Source organism: Rothia koreensis (assembly GCF_052232265.1).
GTDB lineage: Bacteria > Actinomycetota > Actinomycetes > Actinomycetales > Micrococcaceae > Rothia > Rothia koreensis.
Genome location: NZ_CP197643.1, coordinates 516,350 through 532,230, shown reverse-complemented (window position 1 = coordinate 532,230; position 15,881 = coordinate 516,350). Strand labels below are relative to the sequence as shown.

Below are 15,881 nucleotides of genomic sequence, written 5' to 3'. Positions count from 1 at the left end.
GTGCGGTTACGGCGTCGAAGTGGCAATCCCGTGCAGTCTCGACGCCGAAGTGGCAACCCCGTGGGGTTTTCAGGCCGAAAACGTCCCAAAACTGCCACCTCGCCGGAGGAGACGCACACAACTGCCACCTCGCGGGCCGAGAACGAGGGGGCCGGCGTCGAAGTGGCAATCCCGTGCGGTTTTCGGGCCGAAAACCTCCCAAAACTGCCACCTCGCGGGAGAAGACGCACCAGACTGCCACCTCGCGGGAGGAGGCGTCCGGAGCTCCGTCATCCCCAGGCCAGCACCAGCCGGGCCGCTTCGCGCGGTATTCCGGGGTCGATCCCGGTCAGCTCCCTGAACCTGTTCAGGTGGTTCTGGACCGTGTTGCGGTGACAGGGTACGGCCGTGGCGGTGTCCGCCACTGACCCGGAACGCAAGAACTGCCCCACCGTGACCCTGATCCGGGCAGCCTCACTGGGGCGGGCGCGGCTCAGGTCGTTCTCCACGCGTTCGGCGAGGTCGAAACCGTTCTCCTCGAGCCCGCGCCTCGCCACACGCGGCCACGCCTGATCGGGGGTCAGCGCGCCGTCGTCGTTCGGCACCACGGCCTCCGCAATCACCTGGCCCAAACGGAGTTTTTGGCGGACGCCGTCCAGCCCCTGCAGATTGTCGAGCACGGCGCACGGAACCCGGGAGACCAGGTCTCGCACGTGTCCGAGGCGTGAAGGGAAGATCAGCACCGCGTATCCGCCGAAGTTGACCCAGTGCACCGGCAGGGCAGACCGCAACGCCGTGGAGACGACGTCCCGAAGGGTACGCCCCTCGTCGCCGAGGGCCACGCACAGCACCAACCGTTCGTTGGTCTCGAACCCGACCATGCGCGAGGCCTGCCGCACGGCCTCCGGGCCCATGTCGCGACTCAGGACTTGGGTCAGGTACTCCTGCCGCAGCACCGACTCCTCGCGAACCTCCCGCCGGCTCAGTTCGAGGTGGGCCCGGTAGACGCCGTTGGCGTAGTCCTCGACGGCGCGCCACAGGGGCTCGGCCAGGTCGACCAGGACATCGACGTCGTCCGGCTGGCAGATGCGCCTCAGGATCTCCCACAGCACGGTGAAATCGAGACGCACCGCGGTCAGCAGCGGGTCCAGGTGCACATTCTGCGAGCGCCGTCGCGCGACGAGATCCGTGGCAGTCTCCTCGAGGTCGCCGCCGGACGGTGCGTCGGTGAAGACCTGGTTCAGGAGCACGGCGAAGCTTTTCCGGGCGGTGGCCCGGATATCGGAGGTGCTCACCAGCCCGTCCCTGTAGTCCTCCAACTCGAGGACGCGTCGCACGTAGGCCTCGACGGTCTCCTCCATGTGGTGTTCCAGCGCGGCCAGAACCTTCGCCATTTTGGTCATCTGCACACTCCATTGCCGGAAAGACGGGGCAATTTCGCCTTCAGTTGGGCTTTTTACAACTGTAATACTGGTCACCATTACCTGTTTCCGACCGAGGACACACCATGAGCACTCCGCAGCATGCAGGGGCGGTTCCCCTGGAGGACGAGGGCGAATTCTCGACGGCGCTCTCCGCGAAGGAAGCACGCAAGGTCACCTTCGGCGCCCTGATCGGGACGGCCCTCGAGTGGTACGACTTCTTCCTCTTCAATACCGCGGCCGCGCTGGTCTTCAATGTCCAGTTCTTCACCAACGACGACGCCGTCGCCGCGACCCTGAGCTCTTTTGCGACCCTCGCGGTCGGCTTCCTGGCCAGGCCCCTCGGCGGAATGATCTTCGGGTCCCTGGGCGACAAGGTGGGACGCCGCGCCGTCATGCTGATCACCGTGACAGGAATCGGCGTGGCCACCGCCCTCATCGGTCTCCTCCCGACCTACGCCTCGATCGGCGTCGTCGCCCCGCTCATGCTCGTGATCCTGCGGTTCTGTCAGGGCATCTTCGTCGGTGGCGAGTGGTCCGGGGCGATGACCATCGCTATCGAGAACGCCCCTCCCGAGAGCAAGGCCAAGCTCTCCGCCATTCCCCAGATCGGCTCCCCCATCGGCACCATCCTGGCCTCGGGCGGGTTCTTCCTCGTCTCCGCGCTCGCGAGTCAGGACAGCTTCGACTCCTTCGGCTGGAGGATCCCGTTCCTCGCCGCAATCCCCCTGCTCCTGCTGGCGGTAGTCATGCGGCGTCGTCTGGACGAGTCGCCCGCGTTCCTCCAGGTCAAGGAATCCGGACGGCAGGAGAGCACACCCCTGCGGACGGTCTGGCGCACCTCGTGGCTCCAGATTCTGGTGGGTGCCGGGGCCGCTTTCCTCGGCGTCGGCGGCTTCTACCTGATCACCACGTTCGTGGTCTCCTACGGCAAACAACACCTGGGAATCTCCCCGAACCTGCTGCTCTTCGGGTCGATCTTCGCGGCCGCCGTGGAGATCCTGGTGCTCATCACCGGCGGAAACCTCGGCTCACGGTTCGGGGCGAGCAAGGTGATCGTCTGGGGAGGAATCGCCTCCGCGATCCTCGCCTTTCCCGCCTTCCTCCTGATCCAGACGACGCAGCCGATCCTCGTGGTTCTGGGCATGACCCTCGGCGTCGCAGCGCTCTCCTACCCGTACGCGACCTCGGGCGCGGTGCTGAGCGCGCTGTTCCCCCTGACCACCCGCTTGTCCGGGATGGCGATGGCGCAGAACCTCTCGGGCGTCGCGGCCGGCTTCGTGCCCCTGATTGCCACGGCGGTCGTCGCCGCCGCGGACAACGCCTGGTGGCCGGCGGCCCTCCTGCTCGTTGCCGTCTCCCTCATCTCCGTGGTCTGCGGCGCCTGCGCGCCCCGCCTGAGCCAGAAGATCACCGGTTACCTGCATTAAGAAACCACGAGGAAAGGACCTCATGTCACCGTCACGCCGTCCCACGACCTACGAACTGACCGACGACCGTTTTCTCGCCGACTTCCGCTCCATGAGCGCGCACGGGGCGACGGCGGCCGGAGGCGTGCACCGAGAAGCCGGAACCACCGCCGACACCGCGAACCGTCACTGGTTCCACGGTCTGCTCGAGGGCTACGGCGCCACCGTGGTCTACGACGACATCGGCAACCAGTTCGGACTCTGGGAACTCGTCCCTGGCCAGCCCTATGTTCTCCTGGGCTCCCACTTGGATTCGCAGCCGTACGGCGGGCGCTTCGACGGCGCCTACGGTGTACTCTGCGGGGCCCACGCCTGCGCGCGGCTCGCCGCCGGAGTGCGTTCGGGCGAACTCGACGCGCCACGCCACAACGTCGCCGTCGTGAACTGGTTCAACGAGGAAGGCAGCCGATTCAAGCCGTCCATGATGGGCAGTTCGGTCTTCACCGGCAAGAGCATCGCTGCCGACATGCTCGCCGTGACGGACGCCGACGGCGTGACCGTCCGGGAGGCCCTGGACGGCGCGGAACTCCCCGAACCGACGGACGTTCCCCTCTCCCAGTTCAGCAGTTACGCCGAGATCCACATCGAACAGGGCAAGGACATGGACGAGAAGGGGTACACCATCGGCGTCGTGGAGAAGACCTGGGGTGCCCGCAAGTACCAGCTCACGGTGCACGGCTTCCAGTCCCACACGGGGTCCACCCTTCTCGAGGACCGACAGGACGCCCTGTACGGCGCGGCATCGATCATCACCAGCATCCGCGAAATCGGTGAGAAGTACACGACCCCGCAGAATCCGTTGGTGACCTCCTGCGGGCAGCTGACGGTGCTCCCGAACTCGCCGGTCGTCGTCGCCCGAGGTGCCGAGCTACTGGTCGACTTGCGGTGCGGTCAGGAGTCGACGCTCCAGGCCGCCGACGACGAATTCAGGGCTGCACTCCACGACATCGAGAATCGGGCGAACGTGCGCATCGAACTGCGGGGATCCCACGCCTGGGAGGAACAGTCGTACACGCCGGAAGGGGTGACCCTGGCCGAATCCATCGCCGAGCGCCTGGGCCTTCCGGCAGTGCGGACGCGGACCAGGGCGGGTCACGACTCCACGAACGTCAAGGACGTCCTGCCGACCGTGATGCTGTTCGTCCCGTCCTACCAGGGCATTTCCCACAACGAACTCGAGTTCACCGAGGACTCCGACATGGTTGCCGGGTTGAGCATGTTCACCGAAACACTGAAGGCCCTCGCGACCACGCGACCGGGAACGGACGACGCCGAAGGAGCCATCGCGTGAAACTCGATCTTCTGATCACCAACGCCCGGATCATTACCATGGATCCGGGTCGGCCCGAGGCACGGTCCATGGGCGTGTGGCACGGCGTGATCGTCGGATTCGATGAAGAGATCTCCAACGATCACGCCGCCCGCGAGCTCGATCTGGGCGGGGCCACCGTGGTTCCCGGCTTCATCGACGCGCACTGCCACACGGCATGGTTCGGTCAGACCCTGCTTGGACTGGATTGCTCCGCCGTAGCGTCGTGGTCGGAGGTGTATGACCTGGTGCGCGAGCGGGCCCAAGGGGTCGCTCCCGGGGAATGGATCCTGGGCACCGGGCTCACTCCCTCGGCCCTCACCGGCGAGCGCGACCTGACCAGCCTCGACGATGCCGCCGGCGACCGCCCCCTGTACCTCCGCCACACGTCCGGTCACGCGCTGACCACCAACAGCGAGGGGCTGCGCAGGGCCGGATACTTCGATGGCACTTTCGAGGCACCAGGTGGCCGCGGCGTCCCGACCGACGACGCCGGGCGTCCGACCGGACTCGTCGAGGAAAACGCGCAGGAATGCATCCAGAACCTGGTCAAGCCCTATCCGGAGGATCTGATCGTTCGAGGCCTCGACCTGGCGACTCGGCGCTACGCGAGCGAGGGCATCACGAGTTTCACGGACGCGGGGATCGGTCTGGGCTGGATCGGTCATTCACCGGCGGAGTTCGCGGCGTACCACGCGGCTGCCGATAGCGGTCGACTCCACGCAAGAGCCCAAGTCATGCCCGTGATGGACACCCTGCACGCATTACCGGAACCGGGTGAACTCGAGGCTTCGGGCACCGGCCCCCGCCTAGGCCTTGACCTGGGCATACGCACCGGCGTCGGCGACGACCGCCTGAGCATCGGGCCGGTCAAGATCTTCTCGGACGGTTCCTTGCTGGGAGAGACCTCGGCGATGCACGACGCGCTGTGCGGTGGCAGCCACTCCCGCGGGGAATTCCTGATTCCTCCCGATCGGCTGATCGACGTGGCCGAGCAGGCGTATCGCGCCGGGTGGTCCCTGGCCATTCACGCCATCGGGGACAGGGCCGTGGACGTCGCGATGGACACCATCGAGCACTGCCAGGCGCATCACGGGCCGGGCCCCACCCCCAACCGGATCGAGCACGTGGGCGTGACGAATCCTGGCCAGGTGTCACGACTGGCCGAACTCGGCGTCGCCGTCACGCCCCAGGCAGCGTTCATCGGGTCCCTCGGGGAGCACATGAGCGGCCTCGTCGGTCCCGAGAAGACGGAGTGGCTGTACCGAGGGCAGTCTTTCGTGGACGCAGGAGTCTGCGTGGCGGGAAGCTCGGACCGACCGGTTGCCGACGGCCGGCCCCTCCTCGGTATTCAGCGCGCCGTGGACCGGACCACTGACGAAGGGTTCGTCATCGGACCTGGCGAGCGCATGACCCCCTACGATGCGCTCAAGACGTACACGGTCAACGCGGCCTCGGCCACGGGCTTCGGCGATTCCCGTGGCACGCTCACCCCGGGATACTGTGCGGACTTCGTGGTCCTTGGGTCGAACCCGTTGGAGGCCCCCTCCATCGAAGACATCGAGATCCTCCAGACGTTCGTGGGCGGTGAGGCCACCTACCGCCGGGCGTGACGCGGGGTCTGGTCGGGGGTGGGGCGAGGCCGGGTGGGGGGATCGGGGCAGCTAGGTGAAATCGGCGTCGAGGTGGCAGTAGCGTGCGGTTTCGACGTCGAAGTGGCAATCCCGTGCGGTTTTCGGGCCGAAAACGTCCCAAAATTGCCACCTCGCGGGCCGAGAACGAGGGGGCCGGCGTCGAAGTGGCAATCCCGTGCGGTTTCGACGCCGAGGTGGCAATCCCGTGCGGTTTTCGGGCCGAAAACCTCCCAAAATTGCCACCTCGCGGGAGGAGAAACACAAAACTGCCACCTCGCGGGAGGAACCGCACCGAGCCACTACCCCCCCCCGGATCTGCGTCGGCTAGCTCCGGGCCATCTCGATCAGCTCGTCGATCTTGTCCTGCGGCACCCCGAAACTGACGAGCCGCCCCACGGGGAGTGAGGCCATCATCAGGTCGAGGTCCATCGGCTCGTTCCCTGCCGGTTCGTCCGAGTCGGCCGCAGCCCCCGGTTGGGTCCCGGATTTCTGTTCGGCGTCGTCGGCCCCGAGGTTGCTCATGAGCTCGGCCAACCGTTGACGGGCCGTGGGTCCGGCCTTCGGGTGGGCCAGGACTTCACCGAGGGAGGATTCCCTGGTGAGTTCGACGTCGGGGTCGTCGCCGTCGATCGAGACCTCGGCCTCTCCCCGGATGTCCCGACTCGAGGCGCCGACTTCCACGCGGTAGGTGCCGCCCTCGACCACGAAGCGGTCTGCCCGGATGTCCCAGTACGCGAGATCGGAGCGGTCGACGGTCAGCGTCACGAACCGGGTCTGCCCCGAGGCAATCTCGACCGAGGAGAACGCCTTGAGCTCGCGCGGGGACCGGTCCACGGCGGATTCATCTCGCCCGACGTACACCTGCACGACTTCGCGTCCGTCGCGCGGGCCCACGTTGGTCACGCCCACTGAGACGTCGATGTCGCCTTGGCCGTTCACCCGGGCCGTGGGCTCCCCGTACTCGAACTCGGTGTAGGTGAGGCCGTGGCCGAAGGGGAAGGCGACGTCGAGGCCGCGTTTGTCGTACCACCGGTAGCCGACGTGGATACCTTCGCCGTACCTCACGTGCCCCAGTTCACCGGGGAAGTTGCCGAATGAGGGGTTGTCCTCGAGCCGGTGCGGGATCGTTTCGCTGAGTCGTCCGGACGGATCGGCCGCACCCGTGAGGATGTCCACGATCGCGGAGCCGCCGGCCTGTCCCAGGAGCCAGCCCTCGACAATCGCCGGTACGGTGTCCGCAAAGGGCAAGGAAACGACCCCGCCATTGGACAGAACGACCACGGTCCGGGGGTTCGCCTCCACCACCTCGTCCAGGAGCTCGATCTGGTCAGCGGGCAGATCGATCGTGGTGCGATCGAAGCCTTCCGACTCGGCGGCGTCGGGCAGACCGAGAAAGAGGACGGCGACGTCGCTCGAACGGGCCACCTCGACCGCTTCGGCGCGCAGGGACTCCGACGGTTCGCCGTCGAACGTGAAGCCAGGAGCGAAGGAGACCCTGTCCCCCACGGCCTGGGTGAAGCTGTCCAGCGCCGTGTCCAGCCGAGTCGGGTTGATGTGGGAGGAGCCTCCGCCCTGGTAACGCGGGGTCCGGGCGAACTCGCCGATCAAGGCGATGTCCTGTCCCTCGGCGAGCGGAAGCAGCGACCCTTCGTTCTTGAGCAGGACGACGGATCGTGTCGCGGCCTCACGTGCCAGGGCGTGGTGGGCGTCGACGTCGAGCGGGTCGTCAGGCTTCTCGAGGTGTCCGGATTTCTCGACCAGGTCCAGAACCCGTTGCGCCGCCCGGTCGACCAACGCCTCGTCCAGGTCGCCGTTGCGGACGGCGTCGACGATCTGAGCATCCGTAACACCGTCCGAGGACGGCATCTCCAGATCCAGCCCCGCCGCGACGCCCTTGACCCGGTCGTTGACCGCGCCCCAGTCGGAGACCACCAGACCTTCGAAGCCCCAGTCGTCGCGCAAGACGTCGGTGAGCAGCCACGGGTGCTCGGACGCGTACGTCCCGTTGACCTTGTTGTACGAGCACATCACGGTCCAGGGCTGCGCGTTCTTGACCACGCGCTCGAAGGCACGGAAGTAGATCTCGCGGAGCGGTCGGGGGTCGACGTCGGCCGAGACGCGCATCCGGTCCGTCTCCTGGTTGTTCGCCGCGAAATGCTTGAGGGATGCGCCGACCGTCTGCGACTGCATGCCCCGCACCATCCCGGTGGCGACGACGCCCGCATGGTGCGGTTCCTCGGAGAAATACTCGAAATTGCGTCCGCACAGGGGCGAGCGCTTGATATTGACGCCGGGCCCCAGAAGGACCGAGACGTCCTCGATCGCGGACTCCACACCCAGGGCGACGCCGACCTTCTTGGCCAAGTCCGGGTCGAAGGCCGAACCGAGGCCGACGGCCGGAGGAAAGCATGTGGCGGGGATCGAATCATTGATGCCCAAGTTGTCGCTGGACCCCGTCTGCTTGCGCAGGCCGTGGGGCCCGTCCGTCATCATGATCGATGGGACACCGGCCCGGTCGATATTTTTGGTGGTCCAGAAGTCCTTGCCGCTGAGCAGGCTTGCCTTGTCCTCGAGAGTCAGTTCTCGGACGTTCGTCATGATGTCTCCCTCGATGTCGCTGATTCTGTGGTGGGGTCGTTGGGGTCGATGGTGGGGGGTTGGTTGGTGGGGGTCCGTCGGTGGGGTGGGGGTCGGGTGAAGTGTTGGGTGCAGGAGGGCGGGCCGACCGGTTCAGGAGCGGGCCGACCGGTTATCGAGCGGACTTGATCGGGATCACAGCCACCGCTCCCATGATGCCGATAACGATCGCCACGGGAAAGAGCCCCGGATAGCCGGCGACAAGCACAATCGGCTACGGACAGATGCCGACCAGGACCGACCGCTCCTGCTACTCCGCCTGCACCGGAACGGCCAGCTCGAGGACCTCGGCACCGGGCAATTCGGCGAGCTCGGATCCCGGCACAAGCAGTTTCGACCCCCGGACACCCCCGCCGACCACGACGACGTCGGAATCCACCACCCGACGATCGATCAGGATTCTCCAGTCCCCCGGCAGACCAACCGGAGTAATGCCGCCCGACGTCATCCCCGTTGCCTCTTCGGTGGATGCCTGATCCGCGAACGAGACCTTGCGAGCGTCGAGATGCTTCCGGACCGTCTTGTTGACGTCGGCCCGATCCGTTGCGAGAACGATCACGGCGGCATCGATCACGGACTCACCCCGTTTGCCGCGCACGATCACGCAGTTCGCGGAGGCCTCCGGGGCGACGTCGTACGCCTCGCAGAACTCGGCGGTATCCGCCAGAGTCTCGCTGATCGCGGCCACGCGGGCCCCGGGTACGGCCCCGGCGCGGGCGACGTCGGCCACCGGTTGCGCCACGAGCTCCAGGGCATCCAGGAGCGGAGTCCAGTTCAAAGTTCCTTCGGGAGTTGCCATGCGGCCAGTCTACGAAGCCGCCCGGTCGACATGGGGGGGGGACGGGGCGGTGTTTCGGGGCGGCGTCGAGGTGGCGGTCTCGTGCAGAATCCGCGGCGAGGTGGCACTCCCGTGCGGTTTTCGGCCCGAAAACGTCCCAAAACTGCCACCTCGCCGGAACGAACGCACGAAACTGCCACCTCGCGGGCCGGCAGCGGAGAACACAGCGTCGAGGTGGCAACCACGTGCAGGACCCGCGGCGAGGTGGCAATCCCGTGCAGTATTCGACCCGAAAACATCCCAAAACTGCCACCTCGCCGGAACGAACGCACGAAACTGCCACCTCGCGGGCCGGCAGCCGGGAACACAGCGTCGAAGTGGCAACCACGTGCAGGACCCGGGCCGAAGTGGCAATCCCGTGCAGTTTTCGGCCCGAAAACGTCCCAAAACTGCCACCTCGCCGCAAGGAACGCACAAATCCGCCACCTCGCGGCCAAAGAGCCGGAAGTCGCCGCCCACCCCTCAACCTGTGCGCCATTCGAACGTCCATGCGCCATACGACCCGCGGGCTGGGTACCGTGAGGGTGGTACGTCGTGGCCGGAAGGATCGGAGCGTTATGAGCCTGGTGGGCGAATCGTATGTAGTCGGACTGATCGGCAGCGGGATCACCGCGACGCTCAGTGCCCCGATGCACGAAGAGGCGGCGGATCGTCTGGGTCTTCGGTACATTTACCGTCCCATCGATCTGGACACCATCGCCGACGGCGTCGACCGCGCCCCACAGCTCATGAAGACCGCCCTCGAACTGGGCTTCAACGCCTTCAACATTACGTTCCCCTGCAAGCAGTCCATCATTGCCCACCTGGACAAGCTCGCCCCCGATGCCGAGCGTCTCGGCGCGGTCAACACCGTGGTTCGGGAGGACGGGCGCCTCATCGGGCACAACACGGACTTCTCGGGATTCGCCCACGCGCTCGATCAGGGTCTGCCCGGAGCGACCCTCGACGACGTCGTCCAGCTCGGTACGGGCGGTGCCGGTTCGGCCACGGCCTATGCCCTGCTCTCCCGCGGCGTCGGCCACCTGTCCCTGTACGACCTCGACCGGTCCCGCGCCGAAGCCAGGGCACGCGAGCTGTCGGCCCAGTTCCCCGCGGCGACCGTGGACGCCCTCACCCCAGAGACCCTTCCCGACGCCGTGAAGGCTGCGGACGGCCTGGTCAACGCGACACCCATCGGAATGCACCACCACCCCGGAGCACCGCTGGATCTTGACCTCTTGCGGCCCGATCTCTGGGTTGCCGACGTCATCTACCTCCCGCAGGAAACCGCGCTCATCCGGCGGGCGCGAGAGCTCGGTTGTCGGGTCCTTCCGGGCGGCTACATGGCCGTGGGGCAGGCCGTCGACGCCTTCGAACTCATCACCGGGATCCGGCCCGACGACGCATCCCTGCGAACCCACTTCGAACGACTCATCGCCGCCCAACAAGGAGAATCGCTGTGAGAACGTCGATCGCCACCGTCTGCCTCTCCGGATCCCTGCGCCAGAAGATGCGCGCGGCCGCGGCCGCCGGGTTCGACGGGATCGAGGTCTTCGAGCAGGACCTCGTCGTCGCGCCCGAGACGCCGGAACACATTCGAAACTACGCCGCCGAGCTCGGGCTGACCCTCGACCTGTACCAACCGTTCCGGGATGCCGAAGGGACCGAGGAGCAGCTGTTCCAGGACACGCTCCGCCGCGTCGAGGAGAAATTCCGGCTCATGAATCGCCTGGGCATGGACCTCATGCTCATCCCCTCCAACGCCGGGACCGCCACCGTGGACGACGACGCCGTCGTCGCCTCCCAGCTGGCACGCATGGCCGATCTCGCCGCAGACTACGGGATCCGTCTCGCCTACGAGGCTCTGGCGTGGGGCAGGTTCGTCAACGACTTCGAGCACTCGTGGCGCCTGGTCGAGGCGGCCGACCGGGAGAACCTGGGCGTCTGCCTCGACACCTTCCACATCCTGTCGCGGCAGTGGTCGACCGAGACCGTTCCTGACATCCCAGGCGACAAGGTCTTCTTCGTCCAGCTCGCTGACGCCCCGCTGATGTCCCTGGACGTCCTCTCGTGGTCCCGCCACTTCCGGGTCTTCCCGGGCGAAGGCGGATTCGACCTCGTGGATTTCATGATCAAGCTCCTGGCCGGAGGGTATTCCGGCCCCCTCTCCCTCGAGATCTTCAACGACTCCTTCCGGCAGACGCGCGTTCACCGCACCGCGGTCGACGCCCTGCGGTCCCTGATCTGGCTCCAGGACCGGACGGCACGCACGCTCGAGGCGTCCACCGGGACCACCACGAACGTCAGCCGGGCCACCGCACGGATCGGCGAACTCACCAGGCTGCCGGGAGCCGTGGTTCCCCAGGGCATCACGTGGGCGGAGGTCCGCGGCCAGGAGACGGAACAGGTCGAGATGCTCCTGTCCCACCTGGGCTTCAACCACCGTGGACGACACACGAGCAAACCGGTTCAGCTCTGGGAGCATGGGGACGCCCGCGTGGTCATCAACGAGGAACCGCGCGCGCAGGATGCACCGAGCATGGCCTCCCTGGGATTCGAGGTCCAGCACGACGCCGCCGCGGCCGCACACGCCTCGGCCCTGATGGTCCCCGAAGTCCCCCGCGTGACCCGAGAAGGAGAACAGCCGTTCCCCGCCTACCTCGCACCGGACGGAACCGAGATCTTCTTCTGCCCTCCCCAGTCGGCCGGGGGCGACCGGTGGCTCACGGAATTCTCCTGGCCGGATCACCTCGACGTCGCCGCGCGGCGTCGGCCGGACCCAGAAACGGATCACGACCTGCCCCTCATCACGGGGATTGACCACGTGAATCTGGCCCAGCCCAAGCACCACTATCCCGAGTCCGTGCTGTTCTACCGTGCGGCCCTGGGGCTCACGGTCCAGCCGTCCCAAGACGTCCCTGGGCCGACCGGCCTGGTCAGCTCGCAGGTCGTGCGCAACGAATCCGGCAGCGTCCGGCTCCCGTTGAACGTGGCCCCGGACCTGGGCAGTGAGCCCGAGGTCGAGCACATCGCGTTCGCATGCACCGACGTCGTCCGTCTGGCCCGGAGGGCCCAGGCTTCCGGACTGCGGTTCCTCCCGATCCCGCACAACTACTACGAGGACCTGCGGGCACGGTTCGATCTGCCCGATGCCAAGATCGAGGAGCTCTCCTCGCTGAACCTCCTGTACGACCGGGACGGTCGTGGAGAATTCCTGCACTTCTACACGCAGACCGTGGGAAGCCTGTTCTTCGAGGTCGTGCAGCGATTGGACGGGTACGGCGGCTACGGCGCCCCCAACGCTCCGGTCCGCATGGCCAGCCAGTACACCCACTCGCTCCTGTCCCGCTGAGGGGTCGCCCTCCCTGCCACGGGAAGGAGCGTGCGGGGATGCGGCGAGCGGGGATGGAGCGAGCGGCGATGAAGCGAGCCGCAGTGAAGCGTGCGGGGCCTAGTCGATGACGGTGGTCTTCGCCGACCCGCTCGCGTTCGAGCTCTCCGGATCGATGCCTCCCTTGCGCTCGAGCCGGACGACCTCGAGCGCCTCGGTCCGCGACATGTGGAGGTTGTCGATGTTCTCGAGCGGGCGCTTGGCCGTTTCCTTGGCCGTGAGCGCGACGACGGCCACACACACGCACACGAGCATCACGAACAGCGCGGGCATGACCCAGTTGTCCATGCCGCTGCCGTTGAGGGCCGCCGCAATGACCGGGACGAACCCGCCGGATATGGCGAAGCCCACCTGGGTTCCCAGTGCGAGACCGGTCGAGCGCACCGGCGTCGGGAACATTTCGGCGTAGAACGAGGGCCACGTCGCGTTGGAGAAGGAGTAGAAGCCGCCGTGGACCAGGGCCCCGAACACGAAGATCAAGGGGATGTTTGCCTCGGACACGGCCGCGAGGAACGGGAACATCATGCCCCCGGAGAGCAGGGCTCCGAGCGCGAAAACCGGTTTGCGACCGACCCGGTCCGAGACCATGGCCGACAGCGGGATCACCAGCAGCCCGACCGAGTTGGAGACCACGGGCACCCAGAGCATGGTCGAGCGCTCGATGCCGACGCCGTTGGTCGCGTAAGAGACGGCCCAGACCGTGAACGCTACGTTGACGGTATTGACCAGGGAGCACACCCCGACCCGGATGATCGCGGCCTTGTGGTAGCGGAAGGTGATGGCCAACGGCGTCGACTCGTCCAGCACCGATTGTTCCTGGTCCTGCTTCTCGAAGGCCGGGGGCTCCTCGAGCTTGCGACGGATCAGGTATGCCGCGAGAACCACCAGGGCGGAGAACCAGAAAGGAACTCGCCACCCCCAGGCGAAGAGCTGGTCCTCGCTCAGGAAGGCGGTGAAGGGGATGAATACTGCCGTGGCCAACAGGGAGCCCGCCTGGGTGCCCTGCAGGGACCAACTGGTGATCAGGCCGCGACTGCGATCCTCGGAGTGTTCGAGCGACATCGAGATCGCCGATGCCTGCTCGCCCGCGGCCGACATGCCCTGGATCACGCGACACAGGACCAGCAGAATCGGCGCCAGGATGCCGGCGGACCCGTAGGTGGGAAGACATCCGATGGCAAACGTCGCACCACCGATGAGGAACAGGGTCATCATCAGCACGAATTTGCGGCCGAGCCGGTCCGAGAGCGGGCCCATGATCAGGGCACCGAACGGGCGGACCACGTAGGCGACGCCTGCGACTCCCATGGATTGCAGAACCGCGGCCGCGGCATTGCCCTCCGGGAAGAAGATGTGGTTGAGCACCACGGCCGCCGCCGTCGCGTACACCGCGAAGTCATAGTATTCGAGGGCCGAACCGATCCAGCCGGCGAGAGCCGCGCGTCTGGGGGATTTGGCCGGCAGGACAGCCGTTTCTTCGTCGCCGTGAGTGGACATGAGCCTACCTTTGCACCTTTGCAACCAATTGATGTTCTTCGCGGGATCACTACTCCAGAATTCTCAGCGAAGACGTGTGCACCGTCCCACTCTGGGTCCGTGCATGAACTCGAAACAGCTTAGGCGTGTCCCAGCACACAGGTCGAACGCGTGTTCACGATACGAACACGCCCGAGGTGGCAGTCTCGTGCGGCCTCGCCCCCTCCCGGCCGGCTCGAGGTGGCAGTCTCGTGCAGTCCCGCCCCCCCTCCGGCTCGAAGTGGCAGTCTCGTGCGTCCCCGCCCGCGAGGTGGCAGTTTTGGGACGAAATTGGCCCAAAAACCGCACGGAATTGCCACCTCGACAGAAAAGTTGCACGAGACTGCCACCTCGGCGCCAGAACCGCACGAAACTGCCACCTCGGCCGGGAAATTGCTCAGGATTGCCGCCCCCCTCCCCCGGGAACCGCGGTCAGGACTGCGCCGGGGCCTCCTCGGAACCGGCCTCGTCGTCGTACTCCGCCTGCTCCTGGGCGAGTTCGGATTCGGTCGAGGACGCCAACCTGGTGGAACGGAAGGCCTTGTAACTGGCCCAGATCACGGCGGAGAGCGGAACGGCCAGAAGCGCACCGGCCACACCGCCCTGATTCGCTCCGACGGCGAGCGCGGCGATGATCACGATCCCATGGAGGCTCAGCGCGGACCCCATGACCTTGGGCTGCAGGATATGGTGCTCGACCTGGTTCACCACGACCACGACGGCGACGAGAACGACAGCTGCCATCGGGCCGGCGGCCACGAGGGCGATCAGGGCGGCGCAGATCCCGCTGACCAAGGCGCCGACGATCGGGATGAACGCGCTGAGGAAGATCATGGCCGCGAGCGGGAACGCGAGGGGAACCCGCATCACGAGCATCGCGATGAGGTCCACGACGGCGGCGAAGGCCGCGATGATCACGGTTCCTCGGATGTATTTGCCCAACACATGGACGCTGGCCAGGCCGGCGTCGTTGATCCTGGAGGTAAGTCGCTCCGGCACGAAACCGAGGATGAAACGCCACATGCGGGGACCGTCCAGGAGGAAGAAGAACAGCATGACGATCATCAGCAGGGCCCCGGCCACCAGCTCGGTCACCATGGACACGCCTTCGACCGCGCTCGTTCCGGCGCCGCTGGTCTGCAGGTACTGGCTCCCCTTGTTGAGGTATTCCTGGAGGTGGGTCTCGTCCAGGGGCACTCCCCAGTCGCTCAGGATCGTGATGAGCTTGTTGATGCCCTGTTGCGTCTGGACGGCAAGGTCGGACCACTCGTAGATCACGGTCATGACCACCGAGGAGATCACGGCCACGAGCACCAGGATGATTCCCAGAAGGGCCGTGATGGCGGCCCAGATCCTGTTGAAGTGGGCGCGATGCAGCATCCGGATGATCGGGTGCATCGCCGAGGCGATGATGAGGGCCAGAAGCAGGGGGAGGGTCACGAGCTTCAGGGCCACCACGAGGTACCCCAGGAGCGCCACGGCCCCAGCGATCAGCAGGATCTGCAGTGCACGGATCGATGCCCGGCCGAACGAGTCCTTCCAGAGTTGCTTGGGTGCCGGCGGGGCGGGGTCGGCTCCACGAGCTTGCCCCCGCCGCGTCTGCTGCTCGCGCGAAGACGCGTGAGCACCGTCTGAAGTCGCCATAAGCTTCTCTCCCAATCCCTCGGTCCGAGATGGATGCCATGACCAGTCATGGCTCACCACATCCT

Annotated in this window: 10 protein-coding genes; 5 read left to right on the top strand and 5 right to left on the bottom strand. The window is 66.5% G+C overall.

The genetic code is table 11. The features are described 5' to 3' along the window. Nucleotides 1–269 precede the first annotated feature (269 nt). Complete coding sequence (locus ACTSLZ_RS02360; RefSeq protein ID WP_443095587.1) at nt 270–1,382, bottom strand: helix-turn-helix domain-containing protein; 1,113 nt, start codon at nt 1,380–1,382, stop codon at nt 270–272. A 104-nt stretch (nt 1,383–1,486) separates the two neighbouring features. Between ACTSLZ_RS02360 and ACTSLZ_RS02355 the strand changes: the two genes are divergently transcribed. Genes ACTSLZ_RS02355 through ACTSLZ_RS02345 form a run of 3 tightly spaced genes read left to right on the top strand, consistent with a single transcriptional unit; the run spans nt 1,487 to nt 5,791 of the window. After that, on the top strand, nt 1,487–2,830 hold the full coding sequence (locus ACTSLZ_RS02355) for an MFS transporter (RefSeq protein ID WP_443095586.1): 1,344 nt from the start codon (nt 1,487–1,489) through the stop codon (nt 2,828–2,830). Nucleotides 2,831–2,852: 22 nt separating this feature from the next. Next, a complete protein-coding gene (locus ACTSLZ_RS02350; RefSeq protein ID WP_443095585.1) occupies nt 2,853–4,160 on the top strand; it encodes a M20 family metallo-hydrolase in 1,308 nt (435 codons plus the stop codon). Then, nucleotides 4,157–5,791 (top strand): amidohydrolase, encoded by a 1,635-nt coding sequence (locus ACTSLZ_RS02345; protein ID WP_443095584.1) that lies wholly within the window; start codon nt 4,157–4,159, stop codon nt 5,789–5,791. Before ACTSLZ_RS02350 ends, ACTSLZ_RS02345 begins: the two co-directional genes overlap by 4 nt. Nucleotides 5,792–6,136: 345 nt before the next feature. On the opposite strand, the gene ACTSLZ_RS02340 is transcribed toward ACTSLZ_RS02345, so the two are convergent. Then, nucleotides 6,137–8,410 (bottom strand): glycoside hydrolase family 3 C-terminal domain-containing protein, encoded by a 2,274-nt coding sequence (locus ACTSLZ_RS02340; RefSeq protein WP_443095583.1) that lies wholly within the window; start codon nt 8,408–8,410, stop codon nt 6,137–6,139. 289 nt (nt 8,411–8,699) lie between these two features. Then, the gene (locus ACTSLZ_RS02335; RefSeq protein ID WP_443095582.1) at nt 8,700–9,248 is read right to left on the bottom strand and encodes a YbaK/EbsC family protein; all 549 of its coding nucleotides are present in this window, start codon (nt 9,246–9,248) and stop codon (nt 8,700–8,702) included. Between the two features lie 596 nt (nt 9,249–9,844). Between ACTSLZ_RS02335 and ACTSLZ_RS02330 the strand changes: the two genes are divergently transcribed. Both ACTSLZ_RS02330 and ACTSLZ_RS02325 read left to right on the top strand, forming a co-directional pair. Continuing rightward, nucleotides 9,845–10,729, top strand: coding sequence for a shikimate dehydrogenase (locus ACTSLZ_RS02330; RefSeq protein ID WP_443095581.1), 885 nt, complete (start codon nt 9,845–9,847; stop codon nt 10,727–10,729). Further along, nucleotides 10,726–12,618 (top strand): bifunctional sugar phosphate isomerase/epimerase/4-hydroxyphenylpyruvate dioxygenase family protein, encoded by a 1,893-nt coding sequence (locus ACTSLZ_RS02325; RefSeq protein ID WP_443095580.1) that lies wholly within the window; start codon nt 10,726–10,728, stop codon nt 12,616–12,618. Before ACTSLZ_RS02330 ends, ACTSLZ_RS02325 begins: the two co-directional genes overlap by 4 nt. Before the next feature lie 99 nt (nt 12,619–12,717). Here ACTSLZ_RS02325 and ACTSLZ_RS02320 read toward each other — a convergent pair whose 3' ends face one another. Continuing rightward, nucleotides 12,718–14,154 (bottom strand): MFS transporter, encoded by a 1,437-nt coding sequence (locus tag ACTSLZ_RS02320; RefSeq protein ID WP_443095579.1) that lies wholly within the window; start codon nt 14,152–14,154, stop codon nt 12,718–12,720. 450 nt (nt 14,155–14,604) lie between these two features. After that, nucleotides 14,605–15,816 carry an AI-2E family transporter gene (locus tag ACTSLZ_RS02315; protein WP_129316471.1) on the bottom strand — a complete coding sequence of 404 codons (1,212 nt, stop codon included), beginning with the start codon at nt 15,814–15,816 and terminating at the stop codon, nt 14,605–14,607. Between the last annotated feature and the right edge of the window lie 65 nt (nt 15,817–15,881).

Bases quoted from the DNA above. Each gene is read 5' to 3' on its own strand.
- ACTSLZ_RS02335 (WP_443095582.1), bottom strand. From the start codon at position 9,248: ATGGCAACTCCCGAAGGAACTTTGAACTGGACTCCGCTCCTGGATGCC.
- ACTSLZ_RS02320 (WP_443095579.1), bottom strand. From the start codon at position 14,154: ATGTCCACTCACGGCGACGAAGAAACGGCTGTCCTGCCGGCCAAATCC.
- ACTSLZ_RS02340 (WP_443095583.1), bottom strand. From the start codon at position 8,410: ATGACGAACGTCCGAGAACTGACTCTCGAGGACAAGGCAAGCCTGCTC.
- ACTSLZ_RS02360 (WP_443095587.1), bottom strand. From the start codon at position 1,382: ATGACCAAAATGGCGAAGGTTCTGGCCGCGCTGGAACACCACATGGAG.
- ACTSLZ_RS02330 (WP_443095581.1), top strand. From the start codon at position 9,845: ATGAGCCTGGTGGGCGAATCGTATGTAGTCGGACTGATCGGCAGCGGG.
- ACTSLZ_RS02355 (WP_443095586.1), top strand. From the start codon at position 1,487: ATGAGCACTCCGCAGCATGCAGGGGCGGTTCCCCTGGAGGACGAGGGC.
- ACTSLZ_RS02350 (WP_443095585.1), top strand. From the start codon at position 2,853: ATGTCACCGTCACGCCGTCCCACGACCTACGAACTGACCGACGACCGT.
- ACTSLZ_RS02315 (WP_129316471.1), bottom strand. From the start codon at position 15,816: ATGGCGACTTCAGACGGTGCTCACGCGTCTTCGCGCGAGCAGCAGACG.